General features: G+C 24.8%; 11 protein-coding genes. 1 reads left to right on the plus strand and 10 read right to left on the minus strand.

The window, feature by feature from the left end:
* Nucleotides 1-120: 120 nt before the first annotated feature.
* The 10 genes from JWF52_RS08300 to JWF52_RS08345 form a co-directional block, all read right to left on the minus strand.
* Nucleotides 121-1,716, minus strand: coding sequence for a permease-like membrane multi-spanning protein (locus JWF52_RS08300; RefSeq protein WP_208333116.1), 1,596 nt, complete (start codon nt 1,714-1,716; stop codon nt 121-123).
* Entirely contained in the window at nt 1,709-2,419 is a 711-nt protein-coding gene (locus tag JWF52_RS08305) for an ABC transporter ATP-binding protein (protein ID WP_208333117.1), read from the minus strand. The genes JWF52_RS08300 and JWF52_RS08305 overlap by 8 nt, the downstream gene beginning before the upstream one ends.
* Nucleotides 2,420-2,660: 241 nt before the next feature.
* On the minus strand, nt 2,661-5,225 hold the full coding sequence (locus JWF52_RS08310; protein ID WP_208333118.1) for an ABC transporter permease: 2,565 nt from the start codon (nt 5,223-5,225) through the stop codon (nt 2,661-2,663).
* Nucleotides 5,212-5,901 carry an ABC transporter ATP-binding protein gene (locus tag JWF52_RS08315; RefSeq protein WP_208333119.1) on the minus strand — a complete coding sequence of 230 codons (690 nt, stop codon included), beginning with the start codon at nt 5,899-5,901 and terminating at the stop codon, nt 5,212-5,214. The genes JWF52_RS08310 and JWF52_RS08315 overlap by 14 nt, the downstream gene beginning before the upstream one ends.
* Nucleotides 5,902-6,120: 219 nt before the next feature.
* On the minus strand, nt 6,121-7,185 hold the full coding sequence (locus JWF52_RS08320; RefSeq protein WP_208333120.1) for a sensor histidine kinase: 1,065 nt from the start codon (nt 7,183-7,185) through the stop codon (nt 6,121-6,123).
* Complete coding sequence (locus JWF52_RS08325) at nt 7,175-7,870, minus strand: response regulator transcription factor (RefSeq protein WP_208333121.1); 696 nt, start codon at nt 7,868-7,870, stop codon at nt 7,175-7,177. The genes JWF52_RS08320 and JWF52_RS08325 overlap by 11 nt, the downstream gene beginning before the upstream one ends.
* A gap of 258 nt (nt 7,871-8,128) precedes the next feature.
* Nucleotides 8,129-8,863, minus strand: coding sequence for an ATP-binding cassette domain-containing protein (locus JWF52_RS08330; RefSeq protein ID WP_208333122.1), 735 nt, complete (start codon nt 8,861-8,863; stop codon nt 8,129-8,131).
* An 8-nt stretch (nt 8,864-8,871) separates the two neighbouring features.
* Nucleotides 8,872-10,458, minus strand: a complete 1,587-nt coding sequence (locus tag JWF52_RS08335; RefSeq protein WP_208333123.1) for an ABC transporter permease/substrate-binding protein — start codon at nt 10,456-10,458, stop codon at nt 8,872-8,874.
* Nucleotides 10,459-10,659: 201 nt separating this feature from the next.
* Nucleotides 10,660-11,070, minus strand: a complete 411-nt coding sequence (locus JWF52_RS08340) for an FxLYD domain-containing protein (protein ID WP_208333124.1) — start codon at nt 11,068-11,070, stop codon at nt 10,660-10,662.
* 90 nt (nt 11,071-11,160) lie between these two features.
* Nucleotides 11,161-12,234, minus strand: coding sequence for a protein kinase domain-containing protein (locus JWF52_RS08345; RefSeq protein WP_208333125.1), 1,074 nt, complete (start codon nt 12,232-12,234; stop codon nt 11,161-11,163).
* Between the two features lie 76 nt (nt 12,235-12,310).
* Between JWF52_RS08345 and JWF52_RS08350 the strand changes: the two genes are divergently transcribed.
* Nucleotides 12,311-12,751, plus strand: coding sequence for a hypothetical protein (locus tag JWF52_RS08350; protein WP_208333126.1), 441 nt, complete (start codon nt 12,311-12,313; stop codon nt 12,749-12,751).
* Nucleotides 12,752-12,760 lie beyond the last annotated feature (9 nt).

Here is a 12,760-nt window from a genome sequence, read left to right on the forward strand (position 1 = left end):
AAATTATTGCATTTTGATTTCAAGTAAATTGTATTAGGTTAATATTCATATGTCAACTAAATATTCGTTTTATTTACATTTTTCATATTATTAAAAAAATTTAATACTTAATACTCTTATCTAAATAGCTTTGAAGAGCTTTACTCCTTTATTTTTTATCAGATTATAAAGTATATAGTCTAATATTAATGTTATAATAGTTCCTATTAATAAATATATATTTAAGTTACTTATATTTAAAATAAAATAAATTCCTGCATATATACCTAAATAAATCATACCTCCAAATAGTACTATCATTATACCTATGCTTCTTTTAACTACTGCTACTTCATTTTTCCAATCTAAATTTGGAAAATGTAAATTTGCAAATAGTCCTGATAATGAAACAAGTATAGACATCGCTATGATTATAAGTGTCATTATAGCTATGAAACCTAAATCAAATTTTAACTTAAGTCCTAAAAGTAAAAAGCATATAATAGGTATTGGAATATTTAAAAGTAAATTCATATATATCTTTGCCTTAAATATATCAGTTTCTTTAATTGGTGATGATTTTAATATCCATAAATTTTTACCTTCAAATGATATAGAACAGTAAGTTGTACAAGACATAATTATTATAAATAATATAGCAACTATTATTTGAGGCTTTATCATATTCATATCTATATTAAGATTAAGCATCATATTTATCTTGTCAGCACCAAATACTAAAATACCAATTGTCATTAAAGTCAAAAGTATTATTCCAACAGATGTATTTAGTACATATATATAAGATGAAAAATATCTACTTATCTCTTTTTTCATAAGAGCCACTGTTGGTGAAGAATATTTAAGCTCTTTTACTTCATAATCCTTATCTTTATAACTTTCATTCATTTTAGCATTTATATTTCTAAATTGTTTAGAAAATATCTTAACAAATAATAAAAATGGCACTAAAGATATTACTGAAAATATTAATAAAGATATTAAATTGCTATTTTTTAAAGCATCTATAAAATAGTAAGTAAGTGGATATATACTACTAATTCCATCTATTATTCCTTTGCTATTTTTTAATATATTCATACCTATAGATTCTATTTGAGTGGCAACACCCATATATGCTATAAGTAATAATATACTTCCAATTATTAAAACTGCATTTTTATATTTAAACTTTGATGAGATACCACCTATAAAAAATGAGATAATAGAAGATATAACTATTGGTATTAATGGCATCATTAACATTAATAATACTAAATATATAAAGTAAATTGCACTAATATCAACCTTTATAAAATACACTATAGCTGGTATTAACATAACCCCTAATGAGTATAAATAGTTTGTAAAAAGTAACATCAATATTTTACTACTTAATACAGTTGAGTCTTTTATAGGAAGACTAGTTAACATATCAAAATCTTTAGCATTAAATAAATATGATGGTGCTTTGTATATTGATGTAAAAAGAGTAAATAGTGTTGAACCTAAAAATCCAATTACTAATAATAGCTCCATTTGATTTATTTGTATTAAAATATCTGAAATTGAAATACACATACAAAATATATAGTAAGCTAGAATACATATTGAAAATAAAATTAGCATTGTAGTTCCTAATATTTTATTTTTTTCCCTTTTATCAGCGTTTTTTATATTATTTAATTTGAATTCATTGATTATATTTGTATTTAATAATAAAAGTAAATTACTCATGTTCAATCAACTCCATAAACATATTTTCAAGAGAATTATCTCCCTTTACCTCAGATGTAGTTCCAGATGCTATTATTTTCCCATCTTTAATTATTGCTATTTTATCGCATATCTTTTCAGCTACTTCTAACACATGAGTTGAGAAAAATATACAACCGCCTTTTTCACAAAACTCTTTCATTATTTCTTTTACTGTAAATGAAGCTTTAGGGTCAAGTCCTACAAATGGCTCATCAAGTATTAATACTTTTGGACTGTGTATCAATGCTGATATTATTGCTAATTTTTGTTTCATACCATGTGAGTATGATGATATTAAACTTCCTAAATCTTTTTCTATTTCAAATTCTCTAGAGTACTTTTGTATTAAATCTTGTCTTTTAACTCTCTCTACTTTAAATATATCTGCTATAAAATTAAGATATTGTATTCCTGTAAGAGATTCATAAAGGTCTGGGTTATCTGGTATATATGCTATATCTTGTTTACATTCTATTGGATTAGTTTTTATAGAATGTGAATTTATTAATATATTACCTTTTTCAAAGTCATGTATTCCAACTATTGCCTTTATTGTTGTTGTTTTACCTGCTCCGTTGTGACCTATAAATCCAAATATTTCACCTTTATTTATTTCTAGTGATATATTATCTATTGCTAACTTATTTTTGTACGACTTAGAAACATTTACTAACTTTAACATTTTATCTCCTCCAAAATATAGTTGTTATATATAATATATAACAACTATATTTTTTATGCAATAACTTTTATTATATTTGTTATACTTTTTATATAACAAAATTTCAAAACTGAAATTTTCTCTAGCATATAAAAAATCCCTCTAGTAATCTGTCTACTAGAGGGATTTTTAAACTATTTAATAAGCTATGTTAAATAAAATGCTAATATCACATATACCTAATAAGTTAGTTAAATACATTTTATTCTATTGTTCTAATTCTTTCTACTATGCTCTCTTTAGATGTTGATTTATAAACAATTAAAGGAACTATTAAACTTACTAAAAATACTAACAGCGTACATATCAATAAAGCTTCTATTGGATAAGTATATACAGAGTATCTAGTCTTTATAATATTAAATCCTAATAAAGTGGCCATACTACCAAGGGTAATATTTATAAAGGTTATTGTAACTGCGTAATACATACCTTCAAGTATTAACATTTTTTTAAGTTGGTTTTTAGTCGTTCCTACTGCTTCAAGCATTGCAAATTCTTGATTTCTTGATATTATATTAGTTACCATAGTGTTTATAAAATTTAGCACTCCTATTAAACCTATTATAAATACACCGCTCATTCCTATAATAGTTATAATAGATTGAGTTTCTTTAGCTTCTTTTATATATGTTCTCTTTGAAAATATATGAGTGTATGGATTATTATACTTTTCATTTAATTTCTCTATACTCTTTTCTACTTCGTCTACATTTTTATCTACATCTACTACTACATTTTGTATATATGCTTTTGGTACTATTTTTTTATAATTTTGTTCATTTACATATACATACATATTAAAATTATCTGCTCCATCAAGTATTGCCATTACTTCAAGCTCGTTAGTAGTATACCCTTCTTCTAATGTATTACCTTTAAGATATTTTAGTTCTATTTTATCTCCTACTTTTATTTTACTACCTTCATGCCCTCTAATTATTATATATCCACCTTTATTAAACTTTTCTATATCCATATTTCCTTCTATTATTTTTGTCTCACCATAAAAATCAGTAATATTACCTTCAAGCATTCTTTTCATCAACTCTCCAGAAGATACTCCACTTATTTCTATATTTACACTCTTTTGAAAATCAGAAATTTTTCTAGGGTCTTCTCCTTTCCAATACTTGTCTACATATTCTTTATCTACCCTTTGACTTAAAAATTCTTCTTTTAATATTCCTTCATAAGCTACACGGCCTAAATAGTCCTTATATATTTTATCTATACTTTTTACTCCATCTAAACTTTTAACATCTTTTATAAATTCTTCATCTATCGGTATTATATTATCATATATTTTTGAATTTTGAGCTTCTCCATGTTGTATTTCTACGTCACCTACCATCATACCATCTGCTGCTCTTTTTGGGTTCATGCTACTTATTACAGTTGATACACTTAAAAATATAATACAACTTAAAGACATAGACATTAAAACTAATAATGCTTTTTTCTTATTTCTAAACATATTTGAAAGTGCCATTTTATGAATTTTAGAACCACTTTTACCTTTTTTTGCTTTACGCTTTATATTACTATCTCGATCACTATATCTTGTAGCATCCACTTCAGATACGCTACTTGCAAGTTTTGCAGGTTTCATACAAGATATTCTGACAGTAACATATGAAAATATAATAGCACCTATAAATATAGCTGGATTATTTGAATCTATTGATTTCAAACTTGATGCGAAAGTAAACTCCATAGCTATAGGTAAAAGTATTCTACCTATTATAAATCCTAAAAATAATCCAATTGGTATTGCTATTAATGATAATCTATTAGCTTGATTTATTATTAATTTTCTTAATTGTTTTGGTGATGTTCCTATAGTTTTAAGTAAACCATAGTGTTTTATATCTTTTACTACTGAAATATAAAATATATTGTATATTAAAAGATATCCACTTGTAAGTATTATAAATACTAATAAAATTATTGGAAGAGCATTTTTTATAAATTCACTAGTATTTGTTACTTGATTATCTAAATATGCTGGATTTACACTATATTTACCTGAATATGGCCTAATATCTTTAACTAAATCTTCAACTTGTTTCTCTAAGTTTTTATCATCTTTAAAATTAAAGCTTATACATGTATGTCCTACTTCATTATCTTTTTTGTATTCATTGTAAAAAGCATCACTTATATAAGTATCATGAAGTGGCATAGCTGTTGCTGTTTTATATGTAAAATATCCACTTAATTTAAATTTATATGTTTTATTTTCTCCAGTATAAGCTCCATCTTTAGATACTGGAATATCTATATTTGCTTCAGTACCTATTTTATGAGGTAGTTTTAACATATCTAATACTTCTATTGGCATAACTATATCTTCTTTAGATTTTGGTAAACTACCCTCTATCATCTCTGTATTTATAGAATTTTTTATACTCTGGCTATCATAAACTGCTAGATTTACAGTTTGAGTTGAAAACTCTGGATTTTTAGCACTATCAATATTTTTAACTATACCTATACTACTTTTATCTATACTTTCATTATTTTTTATTATATCTATCTGACCTTTATCTACTTCTTGCATTTGTATATGGGAACTCATACCATATTGCATCATCATATAAGTATTAAAAGAATCCATTATAGATACGCCTACTGTAAATAATGATGTAAATAAAACTGTGGTTAATGTTATTGCTAAAATAGATATAATATTTCTTATTTTATTAGCTTTAAAACTTCTTTTACTTAGCTTTTTTATGATTTCTTGGTTGTTATTTTGTAGCATGGCTTTCACCTCTACTTACAACTTTTCCATCTTCAATTCTTATAATTCTATCTGCCATTTGTGCTATTTGCTCATTATGAGTTATTATAATTATAGTTTGACTAAACTTGTTACTAGTTACTTTTAAAAGTCCAAGGACATCTTGTTCAGTTTTACTATCTAGATTTCCTGTTGGCTCATCTGCAAGTATTATAGACGGTTTTGTTGCTAAAGCCCTTGCAATTGCAACTCTTTGCTGTTGTCCACCTGATAAGTTATTCGGTAAGGTGTCTATCTTTTTACTAAGTCCTAGTATGTTTATTATTTCAGTTATATAATCACTATCTACTTTGCATCCATCTAGTTCTATTGGTAGCACTATATTTTCATAAACATTAAGTATAGGAACTAGGTTATAGTTTTGAAATACAAATCCAACGTTACGTCTTCTAAATATTGTAAGTTCCTCATCACTCATTTTAAATACGTTATTGTTTTCAATTATCACTTCTCCTTCACTAGGTCTATCAAGTCCTCCTAGCATATGCAGTAATGTACTTTTACCACTTCCCGATGTACCTACTATAGCAACAAACTCCCCTTTGTTTATACTTATATCAACTCCATCTAGTGCTTTAACTAGACTTTCACCTTTTCCGTAGTATTTTTTTAAGTTCTTACTTTCTAATATTTTCATTAATTAAAATCCCCTTTAAATTTTATATATATTAATATCTTTTTAGGATAATTCTATCTAAGTTAATTAACTTTAATTATTAATATACTTAAATGTTATCATATAAATATATTTTAAATCCTCACAGTCTTGTGATATTGTTTATATAAATCATAACAATATTGAGATATTTAACACAAAAAAGCACTATTAATTAACAGTGCTTACCTTTTATATAGTTTAATTTTTCATATATACATAAAAGCTGGTTCCTACTCCTTTTTTAGACTCTACTTTTATATATCCACTTTGCTTATTTATAATCTCTCTTGCTAGATATAACCCAACTCCAACACCTTCTGTATTAGACACATTGCTACTTCTATAAAATCTTTTAAATACATTATTAATCTCATATTCATCTATCCCGATACCATTATCTATTATACTTATTTTAGTAAATAGATCCATTTTATCTATCTTTAAATTTATACTTCCATTATCTTTTGTATATTTCACTGAATTTTCAACAATATTAAATATTGCCTCGCTAGTCCACTTCTTATCATGATAAAGTTCTAGTTTCTCGTCAATATCCACATTTATAGATATATTTTTTTCTTCTGATTTTAAATATATTCCGCTAAGTGCATTTGCAATTGTATCACTTATTCTATGTTTTTCTATATTTAAGGCTATCATTCCACTTTCTAGTCTAGACATTTTTATAAGTGACTTAACTAGCCATTCTAATTTACTGACTTGATTTTGCATATTTTCTAAAAATATTATCTGTTTCTCTCTATCTAGTTCTCTATTTATTAAAGTTTCATTATACATAGAAATATTGGCTATAGGAGTTTTTATTTGATGAGAAATATCAGATATTAAAGACTTTATATTATCTTTTTCCTCTAAGTATCTTCTATTTTTATTTTCCATAATTTCTATCATATATTTAAATTTATTTTGTATCTTAGAAAGCAAAGTATCTTTATTAGTTTCTAGAATTATTTCTTTATCTTGAGATATGAAAGAATCTATATTATCTATAATGCTATCACTAAATTTAACAATATTTATCCTTATAATGTATACGAATGATACACCTATTATTAGTGATAGTAATCCAAAACAAAAGCTTATATTATTAATATTTTTAACTGTATCAAAAGAATTTGGATAGGTTTTTAAAATAGCATTTGTTTGTTGTTTGATTAAAAAAAATGATATTGATGATATTATAATGTATAAAATAGAAAAGTTTATATAGCAGTTATTAAAAATACTTTTACTATTTTTCATTCTTTTCACCAATCCACATATATCCCATACCATATACTGTTTTTATGTATTTATAATCAGATGATTTATCTTCTATTTTACTTCTTAATCTATTAATATTTACTGTTAAAGCGTGTTCTTCTATATACTCTCCATCATTATCCCAAATTGCATCTATTAGTGCTTGTCTTGTAACAATTTGATTTTTACACTGTACTAATTTCTTTAGTATTTTGTATTCTATTGGTGATATCACCATATTTATTTTATTTTTAGCTACTATCATTTTTTCAAAGTTAAATTCAAATTCGCCTTCAATTAAAAGTTCTTCAGATTTCTCATTATTATTACAACGTCTAAGTAAAGCTCCTACTCTTTGCATTAATATATTTATACTGAATGGTTTTGTTATATAGTCATCAGCTCCTATTTTAAACCCATTTATAATATCTGATTCCATATCACATGCAGTTAGAAACAATATTCCTACATTAGAATTTTTTCTAATTTTTTTACAAAATTCAAATCCATCTCCATCTGGTAGATTTACGTCTAGTATTATTAAGTCTATATTATTTTTATTAAGTTCATTTTCCCCTTCTTTTAAATTGTATGCAGGTATTGCATTAAATCCATCTACTTGTAAATTAAAACATATACCGTTATTTAGCATAGTATCATCTTCTACTATCAATATGTTTTTCATTTTGTTTATTCCCCTTTTGTAAATTATATATTTCATTATACTTTAAAATGATTATATCATTTTTTAAAATAGCTTTTCAAACTCATATTTTATATTAACCTTCTACAAAGTCCTTTAATTTAGGTTTTAAATATCTAATAACCTTAAATTCTTTATCTATTCTTTAATATAAAAATTAAAAATCACCTTATCTATAATTATAGATAAGGTGATTTTTACTCACTCTTGCTTAATAACAGTTCTATTTAATAAATATTTTTAAACTACACTACTTACTAAGTTTTTTACAAAATCATTATTCGGACTTTTTATTATATCTTCTTCATTACCATGTTGAACTATCTTTCCTTTATCAATTATTACTACTTTGCTTCCTAATTTAAAAGCTTCTTTTATATCATGAGTAATAAAAAATATAGTTTTATTTAATTTCTTTTGTATTTTTAATAGTTCATCTTGTAGAGATTTTCTAGTTATTTCATCTACTGCACCAAATGGTTCATCCATAAGTATTATTTCAGGGTCTGAAGCTAATGCTCTTGCAATACCTACACGCTGTCTTTGACCACCACTTAACTCACTTGGATATCTATATAATAAATCTTTATCAAGTTCTACTATATCCATTAATTCATTTACTTTATTTGATACCTTATTTTTATCATTTTTCTCTAAATCAAGTACATAAGATATATTCTTTTCTACTGTCATGTGTGGGAATAACCCTATATCCTGTATTACATAACCTATATTTCTTCTTAATTTTATAATATCTGTATTGTTTATATTTTCACCTTTTACTATAACTTCACCTTTATCCGCTTTTATTAACCCATTTATTAGTTTTAGTGTAGTTGTTTTACCACTTCCTGAACTTCCTATTACCGTTACAAATTCTCCCTTGTGTATATCTAAGTTAAAATCTGATAATATTTCTTTTTCATCATAGCTTTTAAATACGTTTTTAAAAGTTATTATTGGCTTTTTACTCATATTTTCACCTACTTTACTAATCCTTTATTTATTAAAAACTCTCTTGCTACTGTGTTATCATCCTTTTTATCTACTTCTACTTCGTAATTCATTTTAACTATATCATCTTCTTTTATATTATTATCTAGTAATTTTATTACATCTTTAAGTTCTGGATAATCTTTAAGTGTTTCCTCCCTTATAACAGTTCCTGCTAAGTAACTTGGGAAAAATCCTTTATCATCTATTAAAACTTTATATTGATCATCTTTAAGTTTTGCATCTGTTGTTGAAGCATTTATAACATCAACTTTCTTTGATTCTAGACCTTGATATTTTAATCCAATATCTAGGTCTAATTTATTTTTAAATTTAAATCCATATTTTTCAGCTAATGCATTATATCCATCTTCCCTTTCAAAGAAATCATACTCTGCACCAAATACTAATTTATCACTTACTTTAGCTAAGTCTGAATAAGTATTTATATTATATTTATCTGCTATATCTTTATTTATTACTATCGCATATGTGCTGTTGTAGCCATATAGACCTAACCAATTAAGGTCATAATTTTCTTTATATCCTTTTTTCACTTCTTCATAAAGTTTAATTGGGTCTTCTATTCTTGATTTTTTCTTAAGAATATACTCCCATGATGTTCCAGTATATTCAGGGTACATATCTATTTCCCCTTTTAGCATTGCTGGATGAATATTTGCTGTTCCTCCACCAATTCCTTTTTTTATCTCAACATTTATATCTGTTTTTTCCTCAATTAATTGAGCTAACATTTCAGTTAAAATATATTGTTCTGTCATTGGTTTTGATGCAATAACAATCTTTTTATCTTTTTTAAATATCTTTGGTACAAATATCGATCCTAAAACTATAAGAATAATGATTGCTATTACGATTATAGGCTTTGTATATTTTCTTATTATATTGTTTATTCTTAATATTTTTCTTCTTTTTCCTGTAACTCTATAGTTTATATATTTTTCTATTTTTCTTAATATAGTATCTGTCACCAATGCAATTAGTGCAATTAATAAACTCCCTGCTATTGTCATTGCAGAATTGTTAGTTGTTATACCTCTCCATATGGCAACACCTAAGCCTCCAGCACCTATAAATGATGCAATACCAGCTAATGCTATAGTCATTATTACCATATTTCTAAATCCTGAAAAAATTACAGGAAGTGCAAGAGGTAATTTAATTTTGTATAAAATTTGGAATCTAGTACTTCCCATTCCTACTGCTGATTCTATAGTTCTTTCATCTATATTTTTTATTCCTGTATGCGTACTTGTCACCATTGGAAGTAGTGCATATACTATAAGAGTTATAATAGCAGTTGTATTACCTACTCCAGAAATAGAAACTAAAAAACCTAATATTGCAATTGAAGGTATAGTATATAAAAAGTTAGTAACTCCTATTATAGGAGATGCTAATTTTTCATTTTCAGATATTAAAATACCTAAACTAACTCCAATTATTGATGCAATTAGTATAGATATTACTGAAATAATAATGTGTTGACCTATTAACTCTATAAAAAAATCTGATTTATCTAAGTATAGATTAAATATTTCCTTTATTAATGGCATATTCGCCTCCTTATACATATTTCTATTTATTTAATATAGTTAAAATATATATTTACCCATAAAATAATATGCTAAAATTAATATCTTTAAAAGTATGCACTTTTAAGTAACCAATTACTAGAAAGTAACCATTTCATTTTTATAATTTATATAACAAAACCCCTTAAATGTGTATTTTAAGGGGTTTTGTTTAGTGCTTTACTAAAATGCACTTGATTTTGAAGTTATTGTATAAGTATCAAAGTTTTTTTCTATGCAAAGTATTTCTATTTTTCTTTTTTCTTTAGGCTCAACATCTGTTTCATTAGTAAATGAACTTTCAATAACTGTACCATCTTTATCCATTAACTTATAATCAAACTGAACATAATCTATTTTTTCATCACTAGTATTTTCAAATGTTCCTACTATCTTAGTGCTAAATGAGTCTTTTTTAATTTCCCATTTTATATCCTTTGTCATTTCTTCTAATTTAGAATCAACTTTAGCAGTTTGCTTTTCAACATCTTTAATAGCATTATCTACACTAGATACACCAGCTCCTAAAAACGCTACACACCCTCCTATAATAACTACAAAACCTATAACTATTCCTAATATTATTTTTTTCATACTCAACCTCCATAAATGATTTCTTATTATGATTTTATTATATATTCCATCATATAAAGGTTGGTATGCTGGTAGCATACAAGTAAAAATTTATTCAAATAAGCTCATTAATACTCCACATAAAAGAATTATTACTATTGTATATAACCAATACCCAAATATTTTTGTAATTTTTTTATTACTTCTTATTATAGGTAGTTTTTCTTTTATGTTTAAGAAATTTGTATATATTAAATATATAGATAAAAGAGTAATAACCACTAGTATATTTGTAATAAGTTCAGCAGTATTTTTGTGGATAAATAGACCGACTAATAAAAATAAATACCAAGCACTTGCTAATATCATAAATATAATATTTCCTCTTCTAAATCCTGGAATATATTTTAGTATTTTTTCTTCTTTATATTCTTTTTTAATTTTAATTTCAATTTCTTTTTTATAAATTTTCATTTCTAAATCTTTTCTTAATTCTTCTACACTTTGGTATCTTTTATCAGCTGATATATTAGTACATTTTTTTATTATATTTTTTAAAGTTCCATTATTCTCTTCTTCTTTTATATGCTTACCTGTAGTTAGTACGTTCATCATTATACCTATAGCATATATATCACTTCTACAATCAGTTTGATCAAACCCAAATTGTTCAGGAGAGGCATATCCCTTAGTTCCTAAAAGTGTAGTATCTAAATTTTCACCATCTTTATAAGTTCTTGCAATATCAAAATCTATAAGTTTTAATACATTATCATTACTTATAATTATATTTGATGGCTTTATATCCCTATGAATTATAGGAGGATCTAAGTTATGTATTTTACTTAATATATCGCATAATGAAATAATGTATTTTATAACAATTTGTTCATCTAACTTATTATTTTTTTCTAAAATAGCTTGTAAAGTATCTCCATTTATAAACTCTTCAATTATTATTAATTTTTCATCTAATTCAAATATTTCATAAACTCTAGGCATATTTATACTTTCTATATTTTTTAATCCTTCATATACTTCTTTTGTATATTCTTTTAATTCTTTTTTTATATATATTTTATCATCTTGTATATTTTGAACTAAAAATATTTCTACTTTTTTACTCTTATATATTGATTTTAATTCTTCATATAAAGACAACTTATACTCTATATCTAAATTCAATTATTTTACACCTCTTACTTATTGATTTTATAACCTTAAAATTATATCATATTAGTAGAAGAGGTGAAATACTAGTATGAATGATATTAAAACTGTTGAGCTTATGAGCTTATTAAAAAATATAGATAGTGAGTCAAATTTAGATGATTATATTTCTAATACATTAACAAGCTCAAATGATTTAAGTTTACATAAGTACTTTGAGAATTTATTTAAAGCTAAGGGTCTTAGCAAAAGCACTGTCATTAAAAACTCTGACATAGATAGAACTTATGGATATGAGATTTTAAGAGGTGATAAAAAACCTAGCCGTGATAAAATTTTACAACTTTGTATTGGTGCTAGTTTTAGCTTAGAAGAAAGTAATAAAGCTTTAAAACTTGGTAATGTTAGTGAACTTTATGCTAAAGTTCCAAGAGATAGTGTTATTATATTTTGTATAAATAAAAAGCTTGGTATTATAGAAATTAATGAATTGCTTTTTGGATATGGATTTAATATTCTTGGAGAAGAATAAAAATAGGGA

Source organism: Clostridium sp. CCUG 7971, assembly GCF_017590215.1.
Lineage (GTDB): Bacteria > Bacillota > Clostridia > Peptostreptococcales > Peptostreptococcaceae > Faecalimicrobium.